Annotated in this window: 15 protein-coding genes and 2 pseudogenes; 10 read left to right on the forward strand and 7 right to left on the reverse strand. The window is 63.9% G+C overall.

Annotated elements, in window-relative coordinates; translation table 11 throughout:
• Positions 1 to 17: 17 nt before the first annotated feature.
• Genes AC25MA_RS11105 through dapA form a run of 3 tightly spaced genes read right to left on the reverse strand, consistent with a single transcriptional unit; the run spans position 18 to position 2,797 of the window.
• Positions 18 to 776 carry an MBL fold metallo-hydrolase gene (locus tag AC25MA_RS11105; protein ID WP_028692997.1) on the reverse strand — a complete coding sequence of 253 codons (759 nt, stop codon included), beginning with the start codon at positions 774 to 776 and terminating at the stop codon, positions 18 to 20.
• Positions 777 to 1,892: an NlpB/DapX family lipoprotein gene (gene bamC / locus AC25MA_RS11110; RefSeq protein ID WP_028692996.1), complete on the reverse strand. Its 1,116-nt coding sequence runs from the start codon at positions 1,890 to 1,892 to the stop codon at positions 777 to 779.
• A gap of 17 nt (positions 1,893 to 1,909) precedes the next feature.
• Positions 1,910 to 2,797 carry a 4-hydroxy-tetrahydrodipicolinate synthase gene (gene dapA, locus AC25MA_RS11115; protein WP_028692995.1) on the reverse strand — a complete coding sequence of 296 codons (888 nt, stop codon included), beginning with the start codon at positions 2,795 to 2,797 and terminating at the stop codon, positions 1,910 to 1,912.
• A 260-nt stretch (positions 2,798 to 3,057) separates the two neighbouring features.
• On the opposite strand from dapA, the gene AC25MA_RS11120 reads away from it, so the two are divergent.
• Complete coding sequence (locus AC25MA_RS11120; protein WP_028692994.1) at positions 3,058 to 3,618, forward strand: glycine cleavage system transcriptional repressor; 561 nt, start codon at positions 3,058 to 3,060, stop codon at positions 3,616 to 3,618.
• Between the two features lie 10 nt (positions 3,619 to 3,628).
• Positions 3,629 to 4,102 carry a peroxiredoxin gene (locus tag AC25MA_RS11125; protein ID WP_028692993.1) on the forward strand — a complete coding sequence of 158 codons (474 nt, stop codon included), beginning with the start codon at positions 3,629 to 3,631 and terminating at the stop codon, positions 4,100 to 4,102.
• A gap of 30 nt (positions 4,103 to 4,132) precedes the next feature.
• Here the strand turns inward: AC25MA_RS11125 and AC25MA_RS11130 are convergent, their stop codons facing one another.
• Together AC25MA_RS11130 and AC25MA_RS11135 are read right to left on the reverse strand one after the other, a co-directional pair.
• Positions 4,133 to 5,203, reverse strand: coding sequence for an AI-2E family transporter (locus tag AC25MA_RS11130; RefSeq protein WP_028692992.1), 1,071 nt, complete (start codon positions 5,201 to 5,203; stop codon positions 4,133 to 4,135).
• Positions 5,204 to 5,223: 20 nt separating this feature from the next.
• A complete protein-coding gene (locus AC25MA_RS11135) occupies positions 5,224 to 5,463 on the reverse strand; it encodes a sulfurtransferase TusA family protein (protein ID WP_028692991.1) in 240 nt (79 codons plus the stop codon).
• 107 nt (positions 5,464 to 5,570) lie between these two features.
• On the opposite strand from AC25MA_RS11135, the gene AC25MA_RS11140 reads away from it, so the two are divergent.
• Positions 5,571 to 7,007, forward strand: a complete 1,437-nt coding sequence (locus AC25MA_RS11140) for a M48 family metalloprotease (RefSeq protein WP_028692990.1) — start codon at positions 5,571 to 5,573, stop codon at positions 7,005 to 7,007.
• 152 nt (positions 7,008 to 7,159) lie between these two features.
• Here AC25MA_RS11140 and nadA read toward each other — a convergent pair whose 3' ends face one another.
• Positions 7,160 to 8,218 (reverse strand): quinolinate synthase NadA, encoded by a 1,059-nt coding sequence (nadA, locus tag AC25MA_RS11145; RefSeq protein WP_028692989.1) that lies wholly within the window; start codon positions 8,216 to 8,218, stop codon positions 7,160 to 7,162.
• 235 nt (positions 8,219 to 8,453) lie between these two features.
• The gene (locus tag AC25MA_RS11150; RefSeq protein ID WP_028692988.1) at positions 8,454 to 9,965 is read right to left on the reverse strand and encodes a YdgA family protein; all 1,512 of its coding nucleotides are present in this window, start codon (positions 9,963 to 9,965) and stop codon (positions 8,454 to 8,456) included.
• Between the two features lie 429 nt (positions 9,966 to 10,394).
• Between AC25MA_RS11150 and AC25MA_RS11155 the strand changes: the two genes are divergently transcribed.
• From AC25MA_RS11155 to AC25MA_RS11185, 7 genes and pseudogenes are all read left to right on the forward strand, one after another.
• A complete protein-coding gene (locus AC25MA_RS11155; protein ID WP_028692987.1) occupies positions 10,395 to 11,747 on the forward strand; it encodes an APC family permease in 1,353 nt (450 codons plus the stop codon).
• Positions 11,748 to 12,022: 275 nt separating this feature from the next.
• A pseudogene (locus tag AC25MA_RS11160) lies at positions 12,023 to 13,072 on the forward strand (methyl-accepting chemotaxis protein); the annotation flags it as partial.
• Between the two features lie 348 nt (positions 13,073 to 13,420).
• Positions 13,421 to 13,930 (forward strand): annotated as a pseudogene (locus AC25MA_RS11165) (methyl-accepting chemotaxis protein); the annotation flags it as partial.
• Positions 13,931 to 14,931: 1,001 nt separating this feature from the next.
• Positions 14,932 to 16,701, forward strand: a complete 1,770-nt coding sequence (locus tag AC25MA_RS11170; protein ID WP_486972025.1) for a phosphoethanolamine transferase CptA — start codon at positions 14,932 to 14,934, stop codon at positions 16,699 to 16,701.
• 215 nt (positions 16,702 to 16,916) lie between these two features.
• A complete protein-coding gene (locus AC25MA_RS11175; RefSeq protein ID WP_139121060.1) occupies positions 16,917 to 17,189 on the forward strand; it encodes a hypothetical protein in 273 nt (90 codons plus the stop codon).
• The gene (locus AC25MA_RS11180; RefSeq protein ID WP_486972026.1) at positions 17,186 to 18,739 is read left to right on the forward strand and encodes an amino acid permease; all 1,554 of its coding nucleotides are present in this window, start codon (positions 17,186 to 17,188) and stop codon (positions 18,737 to 18,739) included. Before AC25MA_RS11175 ends, AC25MA_RS11180 begins: the two co-directional genes overlap by 4 nt.
• A 53-nt stretch (positions 18,740 to 18,792) precedes the next feature.
• Positions 18,793 to 20,079, forward strand: coding sequence for an NAD(P)/FAD-dependent oxidoreductase (locus AC25MA_RS11185; RefSeq protein ID WP_028692984.1), 1,287 nt, complete (start codon positions 18,793 to 18,795; stop codon positions 20,077 to 20,079).
• Positions 20,080 to 20,091 lie beyond the last annotated feature (12 nt).

Here is a 20,091-nt window from a genome sequence, read left to right on the forward strand (position 1 = left end):
TTGCTTGAGTGGGTGGGCTAGGCGATTTGACGCCAGTCGAGCCCATGATCCTGATTCGCCACCTGGAGCCAGTCCGGGTCGCACCCGAGGGCGTCGACGAAGCACTGGCGGGCCAGATGTGGCAGGTTGTTCTTGCTGCTGAGGTGGGCCAGCACCAGGTGCTGCAGGTTCTGCCAGCCCAACTCGGCCACCAGGCTCGCGGCCTGGTGGTTGTTCAAATGTCCCTGGCTGCCGCCGACCCGCAGCTTGAGAAAGTGCGGGTAGTGCCCACGGGCCAGCAGGTCGCGGCAGTGGTTGGCCTCGATCAGCAGGGCATCGAGCCCCTGATAGCGCTCCAACAGCCGCGCGTCGTAACTACCCAGGTCGGTGAGCATGCCAAAGCGCCGACGACCATCGCTGATCACGTACTGCAGCGGCTCGTAGGCATCATGCTCGACCCGTGCCGCGCTGACCTGCAGATCGCCGATCTGCAGCACATCGCCACAACCGAGAAAACCGGAGACCTCGACCGGCTTGCGCATGCCGCGCAATGTGCCCTGGCTGAGGTAGACCGGTACATTGTAGCGGCGCGAGAGCAACCCCACCCCATGCACGTGGTCGGCATGTTCGTGGGTCACCAGCACCGCGCTCAACTGCGTGGCCGCCACCCCGAGCAGCGCCAGGCGCCGCTCGGTCTCGCGAAGGGAAAAGCCGCAATCGACCAGGATGAAGGTATCACCACTGGCGACGAGCGTGCCGTTTCCCTGGCTACCGCTTCCTAGAACCGCGAAGCGCACTTAGCCCAGGTGGTCCTGGATCGCGCTCAGCACGCGGCGGGCGACATCGGCCGGGGCCACGGTGTTGATGTTCTTCTCGACGGTCACCTGGACGTTTTCGCCGACCTTGCTCAGGCGCACCTGGTAGCGCTCGGCACGGGCTTCACGCTCTTCCTTGCTCGGCTCGCTGCCGAACAGGCGGCTGAAGAAGCCAGGCTCCTTCTGCTTGTCGTCGGGCTTCTCGGACAGGTTGATGTAGTACAGGCCCAGGCTGCGGTTGATGTCCTCGACACGCCACTCGCCCTGCTCCAGGGCGCGGCCGACGCCAGACCAGGCGCGGTCCAGGTCGGAACCCAGGAACAGCACCGGGTTGCCGCTGCCGTCCTCGCTCAGGCTGACCTGGCTCGGGGCATCGAAGTCGCGCGCGGCCAGCAGCGAGACCGAACCGCCCTTCTCGGCGCTGCGGTTCATGCTGGCGAGCATTTCGTCGACCAGCAGCGCGTCGGTGCCGGTGTTACTGGAGGCGGACGGAAAATCAGGCTCGGCAGTGCTGCCGGCCGGACGCTCGACGCTGACCACATACACCTCGGAGGTGTTGCGCTGCACGCCGGGCTCCATGCGCACCCGCACGCGGACTTCGCTGTCCGGGCTGCTGGAGGTACTGGCCAAGCGCTGGCCGAGGGAGGCCGACAGCTCGTCGAAGCGCTGCCAGGTGGTGTTGAATTCACCGGTCTGCGGGCGCTCTTCAGCGATGCGGAAACCGTTGTCCTCGAAGAACTGGCGGGTCACCGGCCAGACTTCGGCGGGCGAGCGCTGGGCCAGCACCCAACGGCTGTTGCCGCTGCGCTGCAGGCTGAAATCGCTGATGTCGGCGGTGGCCGACAGCGGCTGTGGACGGGGTACCTCGAACTCGCCGGTGGCGCGATCGTCGGCCACGTTGCGCGGGATCGGCAGCAGCGGATCCAGGCGCTTGACGTTGCTGGCGTCCGGCGGCAGCTGCATCGGCGCGGTCGGTTGCGCCTGCAGGTAGTCGCTGCCACGGTCGCGGAAATAGCCATCCTCGCCCCACAGCCAGCCGCACCCGCTGGTGCTGGAGATGATCAGGGCGAGAGCGGAAAGACCAGCCAGTCGCTTCATGCGGTGTACTTCCTCGATTAAACCAGTACGCCGGACTGGCGCAAGGCAGTACGGACTTTTTCGTGACAGCCTTCGCTCAGCCAGGTCAGTGGCAGGCGGATGCCCTGCTGCATCAGGCCCATTTCCACCAGCGCCCATTTCACCGGAATCGGGTTGGCTTCGCAGAACAGGTCTTTGTGCAGCGGCATGAGTTTTTCGTTGATCGCGCGGGCCTTCTCGGCATTGCCCTCAAGGGCGGCCTCGCACAGATCGGCCATTTCGCGCGGGGCGACGTTGGCGGTGACGGAGATGTTGCCCTTGCCGCCCATCAGGATCAGCTCGACGGCGGTCGGATCGTCGCCGGACAGGACGATGAAGTCCTTGTCGACGCCGTCCAGGATGGCCTTGGCACGGACCAGGTCGCCGGTGGCTTCCTTGATGCCGATGATGTTCTTGACCTTCGACAGGCGGATCACGGTGTCGGCCTGCATGTCGCAGGAGGTGCGACCGGGGACGTTGTAGAGGATCTGCGGGATGTCGACGGCTTCGGCGATGTGCTTGAAGTGCTGGTACAGGCCTTCCTGGGTCGGCTTGTTGTAGTACGGGACCACCAGCAGGCAGGCGTCGGCGCCGGCATTCTTGGCGTTCTTGGTCAGGTGCACGGCTTCGGCAGTGGAGTTGGCACCGGTACCGGCGATTACCGGGATCCGCTTGTTGCTGTGCTTGACCCGCTCGACCACGTGCTTGATGACCAGGATGTGCTCTTCGACATCCAGCGTGGCGGACTCGCCGGTGGTGCCGACAGCTACGATCGCGTGGGTGCCGTTTTCCAGGTGGAAGTCTACAAGCTTGTCGAGGCTGTCCCAGTCCAGACGCCCTTGTGCATCCATGGGAGTGACCAATGCCACCATACTGCCCGCAATCATGTAACTGCTCCTGCCGGAAAAAGAGAGCGGTAATGGTACTGGCGCCATCGGCCTTGCACAAGCGAAGCAGGCGGGCGGAGCATTCCCCTTCGCGCCGCTTTTCGCTACCCTTGATCCTTTGATCGGTGCAGCACGGCCCGCCGGGCCGTCGACAGTGCTACCGGCCTGCGTCCACAGCCGCCAAAACCGGCCCGGGCCCTGCTGATGCAGGAGGCTTGCCCCCGTCCTGCACCGACCGCTCATCGCTTTAGGAATGCTGCATGTCCACCCCCACCGTTCGCGAACAATTTCTCGTCATCAGCGCCTTGGGCCCCAACCCCATGGAGCTGGCCAACGTTCTCAGCCGCGCGGCCTTCGACAACCGCTGCGCGGTAGTCACCTCGCGTCTGTCGCGCCACGGCGAGACCAGCGCCCTGGTGCTGCAGGTCGGCGGCAGCTGGGATGCCCTGGCCCGCCTCGAAGCCACCCTGCCGGGCCTGGGCAAGAAGCACGGCCTGACCCTGGACGTGGTGCGCAGCGCCGACCAGGAAGTACGCCCGCAGGCCCTGCCTTATGTGGCCTACGTCAGCGCCGCCTATCGCCCGGACATCATCAACGAGCTGTGCCAGTTCTTCCTCGACCACCGCGTCGAGCTCGAAGCGATGACCTGCGACACCTACCTCGCGCCGCAGACCGGCAGCAGCATGCTCAACGCCCAGTTCACCGTAATCCTGCCGGCCGGCACCCAGATCAGCTGGCTGCGCGATCAGTTCCTCGACTTCGCCGACGCCCTGAACCTGGACGCGCTGATCGAACCGTGGCGCCCACAGAACCCCATGTAAGGAAGCTCCCATGGCCGTAGCACTCGACCAACCCGTCGCCGATTTCCAGGTCCAGGCCACCAGCGGCCAGACCGTCAGCCTTGCCGACCTGAAGGGCCAGCAGGTGGTGTTGTACTTCTATCCCAAGGACAGCACCCCGGGCTGCACCACCGAAGGCCAGGGCTTCCGCGACCAATACGCGGCGTTCCAGGCGGCCAACACCGTGGTGTTCGGCGTGTCGCGCGATGGCATCAAGTCGCACGAGAACTTCAAGGCCAAGCAGGCGTTTCCCTTCGAGCTGATCAGCGACAAGGACGAAGCACTGTGCCAGCTGTTCGACGTGATCAAGCTGAAGAAGCTGTACGGCAAGGAGTATCTGGGCGTGGACCGCAGCACCTTCCTGATCGACAAGGACGGTGTGCTGCGCCAGGAATGGCGCGCAGTGAAGGTGCCGGGGCATGTGGATGCCGTATTGGTGGCGGCGCAGAACCTCAACAAGGCTTGAGATCGTTGGGGCTGCAAAGCAGCCCCAGACCTACAGCATCGGCGCCACAGACCTGTCCTGCCGCGGCCAGGCATCCAGCACCGCCTTGAACAGCGTCGCCAGCGGGATCGCGAAGAAGATCCCCCAGAACCCCCACAGCCCGCCGAACAGCAGCACCGCGCAGATGATCGCCACCGGGTGCAGGCTCACTGCCTCGGAGAACAGCAGCGGCACCAGCACGTTGCCATCGAGTGCCTGGATGATCGCGTACACCGCCATCAGGTAGATGAACTGATCGCCCCAACCCCACTGGAACAGCGCGATCAGCGTCACCGGCACCGTTACCACCACCGCGCCGACATACGGCACCACCACCGACAGGCCCACCAGCAGCGCCAGCAAGGCGGCATAGTTGAGGCCAAGGCTGATGAAGGCGATATAGGTGGCAATCCCGCAGATCAGGATCTCGATGCCCTTGCCGCGAATGTAGTTGGCGATCTGCCGGTTCATCTCGTCGCCCACCCGGTTTAGCAGCGTACGCTCGCGCGGCAGGTAGCCGCTGACCCAGCGCCCGATCAGCTCGCGGTCCTTGAGGAAGAAGAACACCAGGATCGGCACCAGCACCAGGTAGATCATCGCATTGACCAGCAACGGCAGGCTCGACAGCGAGAAGGTCAGCGCCCACTGGCCGAACTTGCCGATCTCGCCGCGCACCGATTCGATGGCACGCAGCACCTGCTCATCCGACACCAGGTGCGGATAGCGCTCGGGCAACAGCAGCAACAACGACTGCCACTTGCCGAGCATCCCCGGCAACTCGTTGAACAAGGTGATCAGCTGATGCCAGAGCAGCGGCACCAGCACCAGCATGAACACTGCCAGCGCACCCATGAACAGGGCGAACACCAGCCAGACCGCCAGCCTGGACGGCACCTTCAAGCGCTCCAGGGCATTGACCAGGCCCTGCATGAGAAACGCCAGGACCATGCCCGCCAGCACCGGCGCGAGCATGCCGCCCAGGGTCAGCACCACGGTGAAGGCCAGGAACAGCAGGACCGCCAGCACCACAGCCTCCTCGTCGGAGAAGTAGCGCTGCATCCAGTCGCGAAGCACTTTGAACATTGACGATCCTTGGAAAAGACTCAGGCCTTGCGCAGCCAGTAGGTGTAAACGCCGGCCTCGGCCGTTTCATGCAGCAGCGTATGGCCGGCCAGTTGGGCGAAAGTGCGGAAGTCGCGCTGGGAGCCGCCGTCGGTGGCGATCACCTTGAGCACCGCGCCACTGGCCAGGCGATTGAGTTCCATCTTGGCCTTGAGCAGCGGCAACGGGCAGTTCAGCCCGCTGGCGTCAAGCTCGGCGTCGCTGGTCGGGGTATCACTCATCGGGCGCGTCTCCGGGGTATGGACAGAAAGGTCCGGTAGGATACCGCCACTGGTCGGCATCGCGCGACCCGGCTACAGTAAGGCTTTTGACCGACGCGAGCTTCTGCATGAATCTACTGCGCCCCACCCTGTTGACGCTGGCCTGCCTGATGGCCCTTCCCGGCCACGCCGACGACCTGCCGTCACTGGGCGACGCCAGCTCCGCGATCGTCTCGCCGCAACAGGAACACCAGCTCGGCCGCGCCTGGCTGAGCCTGTTGCGCGGCCAGGTCAACCAGCTGAACGACCCGCAGCTCAAGGACTACGTCGAGACCACCGTGTACAAGCTGGCCGAGACCAGCCAGCTGCAGGACAGGCGCCTGGAGTTCATCCTCATCGACAGCAAGGAGCTCAACGCCTTCGCTGCCCCGGGCGGTATCGTCGGCGTCAACGGCGGATTGTTCCTCAATGCGCAATCGGAGGGTGAGTACGCCTCGGTACTGGCTCACGAACTGGCGCACTTGTCGCAACGCCACTTCGCCCGCGGCGTCGAGGCCCAGCAGCGCATGCAGTTGCCGATGATGGCGGCCCTGCTGGCCGGTATCGTCCTGGCCGCGGGTGGTGGTGGCGATGCCGGCATCGGCGTGATCGCTGGCACCCAGGCCGCCGCGATCCAGGAGCAGCGGCGCTTCTCACGGCAAAACGAGCAGGAGGCCGACCGCATCGGCATCCTCAACCTGGAGAAGGCCGGCTACGATCCGCGCAACATGCCCAGCATGTTCGAACGCCTGGCCCGCCAGTACCGCTACGATGCCAAGCCGCCGGAGTTCCTGCTGACTCACCCGGTCACCGAATCACGTATTGCCGACACCCGCAACCGCGCCGAGCAGGCGCCCAAAGGTGGCGTCGAGGATAGCCTGCGCTACCAGCTGATCCGTGCGCGGGTACAGCTCACCTACGAAGGCACCCCGGGCCTGGCCGCCAAGCGCTTCCGCGCCCAGCTCGACGAGAATCCACAGATGGACGCCGCGCGCTATGGCCTGGCGCTGGCGCAGATCAAGGGTGGCCAGCTCAACGAAGCGCGGGAGAACCTCAAGCCGCTGCTGGCCAAGGCGCCCAACGACATTACCTACAACCTCGCGCAGATCGACCTGGACATCACCAACAACCGCCTGGCCGATGCCCAGCAACGCGCCCAGCGCATGCAGGCGCTGTACCCAGCCAACTATCCGTTGAAACAGGTGCGCGCCGACCTGCTGATCAAGCAGAACAAGCCGGCCGAAGCGGAAAAGGTGCTGGACGACCTGGTCAAGAATCGACCCGACGACCCGGACGTGTGGTACGACGTTGCCGAAGTGCGCGGGTTGTCGGGCAACACCATCGGCCTGCACCGTGCCCGCGCCGAGTACTTCACCCTGGTCGGCGATTTCGACCAGGCGATCCAGCAGCTCGACTACGCCAAGCGCCGCTCGGGCAGCAACTTCCCGCTGGCCTCGCAGATCGACCAGCGCCAGCGCGAGATCATGGAGCAGCAGCGAATGGTCAAGGAGATGATGGGGCGCTAGGCCTGGCACTGATCACGCTGTAGGAGCGGTCTTGTGTCGCGAAAGGGCCGCGAAGCGGCCCGTGTTTCCTGCGTGAACCTGAACATCTTGTGGCCGCTGTGCGGCCCTTTCGCGACACAAGGCCGCTCCCACAGGATGATGCTCACCTTGCTTCAGGCGTTGCCCGACAACTTCAACCGCGCCGCCTGGGTGAAATCGAGCATGCGGTTCAGCGGCTTGATCGCCTTGGGAATCAGCGCAGGCTCGACGAAGATCTCGTTGCTGCCCTTGCGCAGGCAGTCCAACGTGCGCTCCAGGGTGTTCATCGCCATCCACGGGCAATGCGCGCAGCTGCGACAGGCCGCGCCATTGCCGGCGGTCGGCGCCTCGACGAACTCCTTGTCCGGGCACAGCTGCTGCATCTTGTAGAAGATGCCGCGGTCGGTGGCGACGATGAAGGTCTTGTTCGGCAGGGTCTGCGCCGCCTTGATCAGCTGGCTGGTGGAGCCCACCGCGTCGGCCAGCTCGATCACCGCTTCCGGGGACTCCGGATGGACCAGGATCGCCGCGTCCGGGTACAGCGCCTTCATGTCGGCCAGCTGGCGCGACTTGAACTCTTCGTGAACGATGCAGGCACCGTCCCACAGCAGCATGTCGGCACCGGTCTGCTTCTGGATGTAGCGGCCCAGGTGCTGGTCAGGGCCCCAGATGATGGTCTCGCCGTTGTCCATCAGGCTTTCGACGATCTCCAACGCGCAACTGGAGGTCACCACCCAGTCGGCACGGGCCTTCACCGCAGCGGAGGTGTTGGCATAGACCACCACGGTACGCTCGGGATGCTGGTCGCAAAACGCCGAAAACGCCTCGACCGGGCAACCGAGGTCGAGGGAGCAGGTCGCCTCCAGGGTAGGCATCAGCACGCGTTTTTCCGGGGTGAGGATCTTCGCGGTTTCGCCCATGAAACGCACACCCGCCACCACCACGGTCTCGGCCGGGTGGTTCTTGCCGAAGCGCGCCATCTCCAGCGAGTCGGACACACAGCCGCCGGTTTCCTCGGCCAGGGCCTGGATCACCGGGTCGCAATAGTAGTGGGCCACCAGCACGGCATTCTGCTTTTTCAGCTCGGAGGCGATGGCCGCACGGTATTCGGCCTCCTGCGCGGGCGTCAGCGGGTTGGGCTGCTTGGCATCGAGGTGGGCCTGGACCAACAGGCGTTCGGAAATCTGGGTCATGATCGCTGGACCTGCGGGGCGCTTGAGCGCGTCAGTCGAGTGTATCACCCGGCCCTGGCAGATCGGCTAATGGTGCCGGACGGCCAGCGTCTCGGCCCCTCTGCGGGCGCGGATTCTTATCGGACGCGAAGGCTACAGGCAATCGGAGGGATGCAAAAGGGGTTTTTGCGGGGAGGGCCCATCGCGGGGCAAGCCCGCTCCCACGAAGACGACGGGAGCGGGTCTGCCTGAGGGATCAGCCCTGCGGCTGGAGCGCGGCCAGGTGGCCGCTGATCAGCATGGCGAACTCTTCGACAGTCATCTTCTTGCCGTTGAAGTCGACCATGCCGTCGGCGTATTGCAGGCTCGACACCACGTCGCTGCCCTGCACCGTGGCCATGCCGCTCTGCAGCGCCATCATGCCGACCATTTCACCGGCCTGGCTGGACTGCTGGGCGATGGCCTGGGCATCGGTCTCACCCTCAAGCAGCGCCTGCAAGGTGGCCAGGTCGGCGACCATCGGCTTGGAAACGCTGAGCTTGGCCTTCAGTTGCGTCAGCAACTGCTTGCCCAACTGATCAGGCGGCAGGTCGAACGAGCTCGGGCTGGCAAAGTCCATCGCCAGGTTGAAGCGGCTCTCGCCATTGGCGGTCTTGAACGCCAGCTTCTCCACCGCCACCTGCGGCTTGGCCACCAGCAGCTTCTGCAGGTCACCCTGAACCTTGGCCTGCTCCTCGGGGGTCATTTCCAGCGACGGCGCCTCGCCATCGGCGGCGGCCTGCTGCATCTGCGGCAGCTGGGTCTGGTACCACTCCATCAACGCCTGCATGGCCGGGATGTCGATGGATTTCATGGTCAGGACCATTTCCGCGCTGCCCACCTTGCGACCGGCGTAGCTGATCTCATCGACCTTGTATTCCAGGCGCCCGGCCAGCTTGTCCTTGGCCTCGCCCTCGGCGTTGTACAGGTTGTTCTGCTGCAGGCCCTTGAGTACCAGCACTTCCTGCTTCGGCCCGAAGGTCACCTGGGTGTCGGCCAGGGCCAGATCGAAGTTGCCGACATAGACCATGTCATGGGCGGTCTCGCTGAGCTTGCCACCGGCCTTGAAACCGTTGAGCAGGATCTTCACTGGCGCCTGCTGCTCGTCGACGAAGTTCAGCTCGAGGTGCTCGGCGCTGCTGTGGATCTCCACCGCCTTGCCTTCACGGTCGCCGCGCAGCTTGAGCTGCAGGCCGGAGAAGTCCAGGACATTGCCGCCGTCTTCCTTGAGCGTGACCGGCGCCAGGCGAATGTCGCTGTCGACGCTGCCGCCGTAACCGAGGCTGACCTGGGCGGTGACCGGCGACTTGTCGCCGGCGGCGGTGAACCAGCCGCTGGTGAAGTCATCCTTGTCCAGCGCGCTGTTGCTGGTGGCCATGACCGGCATCAGCTTGAAGGCCTTGACCCGCGACCAGGGGAACGGGCCGTGCTCGATCTGGTCGGTCACGCCCACCTGGAAGTTCAATGCCTCGGCTTCGCCGAGCTGGACGTTCTCGGCCTTCAGGCGGTAGTGCGCGGTACTGGTAAAGAAGTGCTGGTCCAGCGAGACCAGTTCGATGGTCATGCTGCCGCCGTTGCCGGCCAGGGCTTTCTTCAGCTCTTCGTTGCCGCGGGCGACGGAGCGTTCCAGCTCCGCGGGCAGCTGCTTGCCGGTGTACCAGGCGCCAGCGGTGGTTGCGACGGCGATGGCCACGGCCAGACCGGAAAGGATGCCTACTGATTTCTTCATGAATAGAACCGATTGCTGTCCATAGGGAGATCGTTGGAGCGGTCCACGGAAACGAGGCCGCGCTGGAGATGGCAAGAATACCACTGGCACCCGGCTCACGCGGTAATGCGTGAGGCATTTTGTCTGTCGCCACACAGCCGGGCACGGAGTTCACCGGAACAAGGCTTGTAAATTTTTACGAACATCAAAATCGACTTACGATCTGCTCAATCGGCCAAAAGCACTGCATAACGGCCAAATAAACCGATTAACTTCCCATCCGCTTGGCACTCTGTCATGTTTAACTTGACACTCAAACGACCATCGTTGTTTATTTCGCGCACCCCGCAGCTCCAACATAAAAGGTGAACAACATGGAGCCCATCCGCTCGACCTTGTCGTGCCCGTCATCTGCCGTGCCCGTTGTTTCGATCAAGGAGCAGCGCCCGCATGCAGCCTGACCACAGCGCCCCCGGCAACACCCAGTTCCGCAAGTCCCTGCGCCTCTGGCATGTGGTGATCATCGGCCTGGCCTACCTCACCCCGATGACCGTGTTCGACACCTTCGGCATCGTCTCCGGCATCACCGCCGGACATGTACCCAGCGCCTACCTCCTGGCCCTGGCCGGTATCCTGTTCACCGCCGTGAGCTACGGCACCCTGGTGCGGCGCTTCCCACAGTCGGGCTCGGCCTATACCTACACCCAACGCGCCATCAACCCGCACGTGGGCTTCCTGGTGGGCTGGTCGTCGCTGCTGGACTACCTGCTGCTGCCCATGGTCAACGCGCTGCTGGCCAAGCTCTACCTATCGGCAATGTTCCCCGAGGTACCGGCCTGGGTATGGGTGGCCGGGTTCGTCACCCTGATCAGCCTGATCAACATGCGCAGCGTCAACCTGGTGGCGCACTTCAACCTGCTGTTCGTCGCCGTGCAGGTGGCGATCATCGGCGTGTTCATCTACCTGTGCTGGCGTGGACTGGGCCACGGCGAGGGGCTGGGCACCGCCTGGAGCCTGGTGCCGTTCGCCGACGACCAGACCCAGTTCGCCGCCCTCGCCGCCGGTGCGACCATCCTGTGCTTCTCGTTCCTGGGCTTCGACGCGGTGACCTGCCTGTCGGAAGAGACTCGCGACCCGGGCAAGACCATCCCACGGGCGATCTTCCTCACCGCGCTGATCGGCGGCGTGGTGTTCATCGGCGTGTCCTACTTCATCCAGGCCTACTTCCCGACCATGGCACGCTTCCACGACCAGGAGGCGGCCCTGCCGGAAATCGCCCTGTACGTCGGCGGCAAGTTGTTCCAGTCGATCTTCATCGCCTGCACGGTGATCAACACCATCGCCTCGGGCCTGGCCTCGCAGACCAGCGTGTCGCGCCTGCTGTACGTGATGGGTCGTGACAACGTGATCCCGGCCGGTGTGTTCGCCCGCCTGCACCCGCGCTACAAGACCCCAGTGCTGAACATCGCCGTGGTCGGCCTGATCTCGCTGTCGGCAATCTTCTTCGACCTGGTCACCGCCACCTCGGTGATCAACTTCGGCGCGCTGGTGGCGTTCAGCTTCGTCAACCTGTCGGTGATCAACCACTGCTACATCCGCGAGGGCCAGAACAAGGGCCTGACGAACAACCTCAAGTATCTGGTGGCGCCGACGATAGGCTTCTGCATCATTGTCTCGCTGTGGCTGGACCTGAACGAACACTCGCTGTTGTTCGGCGGTGTCTGGGCCCTGCTTGGCGTGCTCTACCTGGCCTGGCTGACCAAGGCCTTCAGGGTAGCGCCACCGAACTGCATCGCCGACTGACCCCGCCGACGCCCGCCTGACCGCGGGCGTCCTGTTTGCCCGAGAAGGAAAAGCCCATGTTGCTGCGCCGTCTCTCCATCCAGTGGAAGATCACCCTGCTCGCCGGTCTGTGCCTGCTGGCCATCGTCGCCCTGCTGGTGGCCACTTCGCTCACCCAGGCCCGGCGCAGCGCCGAGCAGGTGTTCCTGGCCAACACCGAGCTGCTCGACCACAGCGCCCGCCTGCGCCTGCAGGCCCACGGCGAGACCCAGGCCCTGCGTATCCAGCGCTACTTCATGGACGCCTACCAGTACGGCAACGGCTTCGCCCGCCTGGTGCAGGCGCTCAAGGCCCGTGGCGGCAGTGACCTGCGCGCCGACCTCAGCCGCGAGGCGCGCGCCGCCCTGGCTGGCAACGCCGACCTGATCGGCCTCTATCTCGTGTTCCAGCCCAACGCCCTGGATCATCAGGATGCTCGCTTCGTCGGCCAGGCCGACAACGGCAGCAACGACAGCGGCCGCTTCTCCCTGTACTGGTCGCAGCCCGGCACCGGTACCCTCGAGGTGGAGGCAATGCCGGAGTCGATGCTCGCCGACACCAGCATCGGTGCCAACGGCTCGCCCTACAACCGCTGGCTGACCTGCCCGCTGGAGACCGCCAAGGCCTGCGTGCTCGACCCGTACTTCGACGAGGTCAACGGCCACCAGGTGCTGATGACCAGCATCGCCCTGCCGCTGCTGGAAAACGGCAAGGTGGTGGGCGTGGTCGGCCTGGACATCGGCCTGGACAACCTGCAGCAACTGAGCCTGGCCGGTCGCCAGGAGCTGTTCGATGGACAGGGCCAGGCCAGTATTGTCAGCCCTTCGGGCCTGCTCGCCGGCCACAGCCAGGACGCCAGCCAACTGAGCAAGACCTTGCAGCAGGCCTTCGGCGCCAGCGCCACCGCGCTGCTCGGCCCGCTGCGCGCCGGCCAGGCGGTCGAGCGCCTGGACGACGGCACCATGCGCATTTCCCGGCCTTTCACCCCGATCCCCGGCGCGGCGCCATGGCAGGTCCTGCTCGAGCTGCCTGAACAAGTGCTGCAAGCCCCCGCTGCCGCCCTCAATCAGCGCCTGGACAGCCATAACCAGAGCGCCAACCTGGTCAGCCTGCTGATCGGCCTGGGCGCCGCCTTGCTGGGGCTGCTGCTGGTGTGGCTGACTGCCCGCGGCGTGACCCGGCCGATCCTGGCCGTGGCTGCCCGCCTGAAGGATATCGCCAGTGGCGAAGGCGACCTGACCCGTCGCCTGGACTACGCCCGCGACGACGAACTGGGCCAACTGACCGGCTGGTTCAACCGTTTCCTCGACAAGCTCCAGCCGGTGATCGCCCAGCTCAAGGGCTCCCTGCAAGAGGCCCGTGGTACGGCCGACCAGTCGGCGCTGATCGCCAGCCAGACCAGTGACGGCATGCAGCAACAGCACCGCGAGATCGAGCAGGTGGCCACCGCCGCCAACGAGATGAGCGCCACTGCACACGACGTCGCCCACAATGCGGCCCAGGCAGCGCAAGCGGCGCGCGGCGCCGATCAGGCGACCCGCGACGGCCTGGCGCGGGTGTCCGCCACCCGTGAAGCGATTGGCGCACTGGCCGGCGGCATGGACGCGGCCATGGAAGAGGCGCGCGCCCTGGAAAGCCGTGGCGAGCAGATCGGCTCGGTACTGGAGGTGATTCGCGCCATCGCCGAGCAGACCAACCTGCTGGCGCTCAACGCCGCCATCGAGGCCGCCCGCGCCGGCGAGGCAGGACGTGGTTTCGCGGTGGTCGCCGACGAAGTGCGCAACCTGGCCCAGCGTACGCAGGTCTCGGTGGAGGAGATCCGCCAGGTGATCGAGGGGCTGCAGCAAGGCACCCAGGACGTGGTCGGCGCGATGCACGCCGGCCAGCGTCAGGCCCAGGACAGCGCCGCGCAGATGGAACAGACGCTGCCAGCGCTGCAGCGGATCGGCGAGGCGGTGGCGGTGATCACCGACATGAACCTGCAGATCGCCTCGGCGGCCGAGGAACAGAGCGCCGTGGCCGAGGAGGTCAACCGCAACGTGGCGGGGATACGTGATGTGACAGAGTCGCTGGCCGGACAGGCCGACGAGTCGGCGCGGATCAGCCAGGCGCTGAACCGTCTGGCCAACCAGCAGCAGGTGTTGATGGAGCAGTTCCGGGTATAGCCGTTGTTTGATCTTGATCTTGATCTTGATCTTGATCTTGATCGCAAGGTTAACCCCTTCCCCACTAGCGACAGCTGCGTCAGCCCAGGCGCCGCCCGTACCTTCGCGACTTCAGGAGGCCGAACGCAGGCCTTGCGCAGGGAGGTGACGGGCATGGATGCCCGTCAAGCGCTGGGGCCCAGGATGGGCCCTGCAGCGCGGTCCTCCCGGGAGCAAGGCCGGAGTGAGGGAACCCCGGAGCGAAGCGTAGGGGCCGGATGAACGGAGCGCAGCGTTTTTTGGTTACTTTTTGTCGCGTTTGACAAAAAGTGACTCGCCGTAAGGGCGAAAAGGTGACTCTGCGTCACCATCGCAAATGAATGCGCTTACAACAATAAATACCGACACCGACCGTCTTTGACTTTGACTTTGACTTTGACTTTTACTTTGACTTTGACTTTGACTTTGATTTTGATTTTGATTTTGATTTTGATTTTGATTTTGATTTTGATTTTGACTTTGACTTTTAAATAGTTTGTTTTAAAAGTTATACGCGCATTCATTTACGATGGTGACGCAAAGTCACCTTTCCGCCCTTACGGCGGGTCCCTTTTTGAAGGATCAAAAAGGAACCAAAAAATCCTCGCTCCATTCATCCGGCCCCTACGCTTCGCTCCGGGGTTCCCTCGCTCCGTTCTTGCTCCCGGGAGGACCGCGCTGAACGCCCCATCCTGGGGCGCAGCGCTTGACGGGCATCCATGCCCGTCACCTCCCTACGCAAGAACTCCACTCGGCCTCCTGAAGTCGCAATTGGTGTTGCCTGATCTACCGCGCGCTTAAAAGCAAACAGCAAACAGCAACAACAAGAGCGAACAACAAGAGCGAACAACAAGAGCAAGTTACTCGTATCTCACTCGTCAGCCTCTCCAGGACTTTCATGAATTGTTGACGATCTTTTCACACGGTCCCCTTTAGCGTCGCCTGCCAACCGATCCGGCAGGCAACCGCGCTCTGAGGCACACGTGTCCCGTACAACTCCCCCCGCTAGAAAATCCATCGACTGGCCCGGCCTCGGCTGGCTCCTGCTGTTCTTTTGGTACTTCTCCGGCATCACCCAGGCTCTGCTGTTGTTCAGCGGCACCACCGGCTTCGCCGGCTTCCGTGACGCCCTGTTCCTCAGCAGCCTGTGGCTGGCACCGGTCCTGCTGCTACCCCGCCTGACCCGCCCCCTTGCCGCCCTGATCGGGCTGGTGTTGTGGGCCAGCTCGCTGGTCGGCCTGAGCTATTTCGCCATCTACCGCCAGGAGTTCTCGCAAAGCGTCATCTTCGTGATGTTCGAGTCCAACACCGCCGAGGCCGGGGAATACTTCAGCCAATACTTCAGCGTCTGGCTATGCCTGGGGCTGCTGCTCTACAGCGCGATCGCCGTGCTGCTGTGGCGGCGCATCCGCCCGGTCACCCTGCCGCTTTACAGCCGCCTGCCGGTGGTCGCCGTGTTACTGACAGCAACCCTGGGTTACCCGTTCTACAAGCAGATGGTCTCCCAACAACGCAGCTTCGCCGACGCCCAGGAAAAGGTCGAACAGCGCATGGCGGCCGCGGTACCTTGGCAACTGGTGGTCGGCTACCGGCAATACCGCCAGCAACTGGACAACATGCAGGCCCTGCTGGAGCAGAACGCCGCCCTGCCGCCACTGCAGAACCTCAAGGATGCCAGCGGCGACGCGCCACGCACCCTGGTGCTGGTACTGGGTGAGTCCACCACTCGCGAGCACATGCACCTGTACGGCTACAACCGCGACACCACACCGAACCTCGACGCCCTGGCCGCCAGCGACAAGGGCCTCACCGTGTTCCGCAACGTCGTTTCGCCACGCCCGTACACCATCGAAGTGATGCAGCAAATCCTGACGTTCGGCGACGAACAGCATCCTGATCGCTTCCTCACCGACCCGTCGCTGATCAATTTGATGAAACAGGCCGGCTACAAGACCTTCTGGATCACCAACCAGCAGACGATGACCAAGCGCAACACCATGCTCACCACCTTCTCCCAGCAGACGGACATGCCGGTCTACCTGAACAACCAGCGCAACCAGAACGCCAGCCAATACGACAGCGTGGTCCTGGCGCCTTTCGAAAAGGCCCTGCAGGACCCGGCCGGCAAGAAGCTGATCATCGTCCACCTGCTCGGCACGCACATGGATTACCGCTACCGCTATCCGGCCGGCTTCGACCACTTCAAGGACCACACCGGCGCGCCGGCGGCGCTGTCCCCCGACCAGCTACAGACCTACAACTTCTATGACAACGCCGTACGCTACAACGACTTCGTCGTGTCCGACCTGATCAAGCGCTATTCGGCCAGCACACCGAACGGCTTCCTGCTGTACCTCTCCGACCATGGCGAGGATGTCTACAGCTCAGGCAATCATGATCGCCTTGGCCGCAACGAAGCCGACCCAACCCGGCCGATGTACACCATCCCCTTCCTGCTCTGGACCTCACCCAGCTGGCAGGCGGCGCACCCGCGCGACCTGCAGTCGATGGCCAACCGCCCTTACAGCAGCGCACACTTGATCCACACCCTGTCCGACCTGGCGGGCCTGAGCTACGACCGCTACGAGCCGGCCAAGAGCCTGGTCAACGAAGCGTTCACCGCCAGCCCACGCTGGATCGGCGACCCGTATGCGAAAAACGGGCTGCATGAATTCGACAAACTGCCCGGCGCCCGAACGAAACAGGAGCAGCGGACCGCCAGCAGCGACACGGTTCGCCCTGACGAAGGCTGACGACTCGGGCACGGCCTACCATTCATCCCCACCCCTTCACTTGAAGGGATACCTTTCGAAAACCGATATCTGGTCCCCCAGGTATCGGTTTTTTGTTGCATCGATGATGAATAATTTTCCGCCATATTGTTTCGTACATTTCCTGAGAATTACAAAATGACAATATCGCGCTCCAGAATGACGGACTCGTGCCTCAGTAATCATGGGAAACTCAGATGAATACGGACAAACATCACCTTTCGCATAGGATCAAAACGACGAAATTAAACATTCCAAAAGGGAATGATGTAGCAACTAATTGTCGTTTGTTGAGAACGCCTTTCAACGCCAATACTGATTTCAATCAAAGCAATCGCAACTGCCACGGCATTGGAGAAGCCGTCAGCCGACCGGCGCCCAGCCCGCGCCCGTCACCTGCAACTGGAAGTGGTCAGATCACAACAAAAACAACAACTCACCCGAATGCAGATCCAATAGGTTGCCCATGACCCATTCGAACAACAATGCAAACTTAACTGCCGCAACCCCGCCTTCCGGACACCTCAAACGCACCCTCACCAGCCGCCACCTGAACATGATCGCCATCGGCGGCTCCATCGGCACCGGCCTGTTCGTCTCCTCCGGTGCCACCATCGCCCAATCAGGCCCCGGCGGCGCGCTGCTGGCCTTCGCGGTAATCGGCCTGATGGTCTACTTCCTGATGACCAGCCTCGGTGAAATGGCCGCGTGCATGCCGGTCAGCGGCTCGTTCTCCACCTATGCCTCGCGCTACGTGGAAGAAAGCTTCGGTTTCGCCCTGGGCTGGAACTACTGGTACTCCTGGGCCGTGACCATCGCCGTGGACCTGGTGGCCGTGCAGATCATCATGCTCTACTGGTTCCCGGACACCCCCGGGGTGATCTGGAGCGCGGCCTTCCTGGTGCTGCTGTTCGCCCTCAACGTCGCCTCGGTGCGCTTTTTCGGCGAGGCGGAGTTCTGGTTCGCCCTGATCAAGGTCATCACCATCATCATCTTCATCGCCGTGGGCGTGCTGATGCTGCTGGGCATCCTCGAAGGCGGCCAGGACGGCGGCGCCCACCTCTGGCAGATCGGCGACGCGCCCGTTGCCGGCGGCCTGCCAGCGCTGATCGGCGTGGCGATGATCGTCGGCTTCTCGTTCCAGGGCACCGAATTCGTAGGCATCGCCGCCGGCGAAACGGAAAATCCGGGGCGCAATATTCCCAAGGCCGTGCGTCAGATCTTCTGGCGCATCCTGCTGTTCTACGTGCTCACCATCGTCGTGATCAGCCTGCTGATCCCCTACACCGACCCACGGCTGCTCAAGGACGGCCTGTCGGACGTCACCATCAGCCCGTTCACCCTGATCTTCGCCAAGGCCGACATGCTCGCCGCCGCCGCCGTGATGAACGCAGTGATCCTGACCTCGGTGCTGTCCGCCGGCAACTCGGGCATGTATGCCTCCTCACGCATGCTCTACAGCCTGGCGCTGGAGCGCAAGGCGCCGGCCATCTTCGCCCGGGTAACCCGCAGCGGCACGCCGGTCTGGGCGCTGCTGGCCACCGCCGCAGTCGCCGGCCTGTGCCTGCTGAGCTTCCTGTTCAGCCCTGGCAAGCTCTACCTGTGGCTGCTCAACACCTCCGGCATGCTCGGCTTCATCGCCTGGCTGGGCATCGCGATCAGCCACTACCGTTTCCGCCGCGGCTACCTGTTCCATGGCCACGACCTGGCGAAACTGCCGTATGTCTCGAAGTACTTCCCGTTCGGCCCGCTGTTCGCCTTCGGCCTGTGCATGGTGGTGATGCTCGGGCAGAACTACCAGGCGTTCATCGGCGGGCAGATCGACTGGATCGGTGCCTTCGCCACCTATGTCGGCCTGGTGCTGTTCGTGGTGGTCTGGTTCGGCCACAAGCTGGTCACAGGCTCCAGGGTGGTGCGCTACAGGGAAATGGACTTCTCCAGCATCGAGATGCGCAAGGCCGAACGTAGCAAAGCAGAGCCTTCCGGCAACGCGGTCGCGGCCAGTCAGCAGCCCGCCTGAAAACTCCATTGGCGGCCCCGCACCGGTCCGCCCATCACTGCTCCGGGACCCTGATGAACAGCACCTTCGACTCTTACTACGAAGCCACCGCCAGCAGAACCCTCTACCCTGCCCAGAGTGGGCGCACCGATACCCGCGTGTGCATACTCGGTGGCGGCCTGGCCGGCCTGTCGACCGCGATAGGGCTTGCCGAGCGCGGGGTGAGCGATGTGACGATCCTCGAGTCGCAACGCATCGGCCATGGTGCATCGGGACGCAACGGCGGCTTCGTCTTCGGCGGCTACAGCCTTGGCAACGCCGACCTGCTATCGGCGCTGGGCGCCAACGAGGCACGCAAGCTGTATCGACTGACACTCGACGCCGTCGACCTGATCCGCGAACGCACCCGCCGCTACACCATCGACTGCGACCTGGTCGACCAGGGCGTGATCCTCGCCAACTGGTTCAACGACCCGTTGCGCCTTGAGAAACCACGCCAGCTGATGAAGCAGGCCTATGGCGTCGACTGGCAATACATCGCCCCCGGCGAACTGAAGGAACAGCTCAGGACCGAGCGCTATTACGGCGGATTGCTGGAGCGCAACGCATTCCACTTCCACCCGCTCAAGTACGTCTGCGGCATCGCCCAGGCTACCGCCCAGGCCGGGGTGACGATCTACGAGCAGTCGCCGGTGACCGGCATCGAGAAGAAGGCAGGCGGCTACATCGTGCGCACCGGCCAGGGCGAAGTCCATGCCGAGGAAGTGGTGTTCAGCGCAGGGGGCTATGCCCGTGGCATCTACGCCCCGATCGAACGCGCCGTGCTGCCGATCGCCACCTACGTGGTAACCACCCCGCCATTGGGCGCGCGCTTGCCGGACGCCATCGACTGCCAGTCGGCCATCTACGACACACGCTTCGCCTTCGATTACTACCGCCCACTGAAAGACACCCGAATCCTCTGGGGCGGACGCATATCCATCCTCGATCGCGCGCCACAGGCCATCGCCAAGCTGCTCAAGGCCGACCTGGTGAGCGTCTATCCGCAACTCGAGGACGTGGCGCTGGAATACGCCTGGGGCGGCCTGATGAGCTACGGACGCCACCAGATGGCGCAGATCGGCCAGGACGCTAACGGCATCTGGCACGCCGTCGGCTTCGGCGGCCACGGCATGGCACCGACCACGGTCGCCGGCGAAGTCCTGGCGGACGCCATCGCCCGTCGCCTGCCGATCCCGAGTGGTTTCAGCCGGTTCGGCCTCGAACGCACCTTTGGCCTGGCCGGCCTGGTGGCAGCTCAGGCCACCTACACCGCCTACCAGGCACGCGATGCCTTCGATGCTCGGCGGCTGAACCGTTGACGCCGGTATACC

It is taken from the genome of Pseudomonas sp. P65(2024) (genome assembly GCF_057480955.1).

Bases quoted from the DNA above. Each gene is read 5' to 3' on its own strand.
- AC25MA_RS11185 (WP_028692984.1), top strand. From the start codon at position 18,793: ATGAACAGCACCTTCGACTCTTACTACGAAGCCACCGCCAGCAGAACC.
- AC25MA_RS11135 (WP_028692991.1), bottom strand. From the start codon at position 5,463: ATGAGTGATACCCCGACCAGCGACGCCGAGCTTGACGCCAGCGGGCTG.
- dapA (WP_028692995.1), bottom strand. From the start codon at position 2,797: ATGATTGCGGGCAGTATGGTGGCATTGGTCACTCCCATGGATGCACAA.
- nadA (WP_028692989.1), bottom strand. From the start codon at position 8,218: ATGACCCAGATTTCCGAACGCCTGTTGGTCCAGGCCCACCTCGATGCC.
- AC25MA_RS11155 (WP_028692987.1), top strand. From the start codon at position 10,395: ATGCAGCCTGACCACAGCGCCCCCGGCAACACCCAGTTCCGCAAGTCC.
- AC25MA_RS11125 (WP_028692993.1), top strand. From the start codon at position 3,629: ATGGCCGTAGCACTCGACCAACCCGTCGCCGATTTCCAGGTCCAGGCC.
- AC25MA_RS11150 (WP_028692988.1), bottom strand. From the start codon at position 9,965: ATGAAGAAATCAGTAGGCATCCTTTCCGGTCTGGCCGTGGCCATCGCC.
- AC25MA_RS11130 (WP_028692992.1), bottom strand. From the start codon at position 5,203: ATGTTCAAAGTGCTTCGCGACTGGATGCAGCGCTACTTCTCCGACGAG.
- AC25MA_RS11180 (WP_486972026.1), top strand. From the start codon at position 17,186: ATGACCCATTCGAACAACAATGCAAACTTAACTGCCGCAACCCCGCCT.
- AC25MA_RS11175 (WP_139121060.1), top strand. From the start codon at position 16,917: ATGAATACGGACAAACATCACCTTTCGCATAGGATCAAAACGACGAAA.
- AC25MA_RS11120 (WP_028692994.1), top strand. From the start codon at position 3,058: ATGTCCACCCCCACCGTTCGCGAACAATTTCTCGTCATCAGCGCCTTG.
- AC25MA_RS11140 (WP_028692990.1), top strand. From the start codon at position 5,571: ATGAATCTACTGCGCCCCACCCTGTTGACGCTGGCCTGCCTGATGGCC.
- bamC (WP_028692996.1), bottom strand. From the start codon at position 1,892: ATGAAGCGACTGGCTGGTCTTTCCGCTCTCGCCCTGATCATCTCCAGC.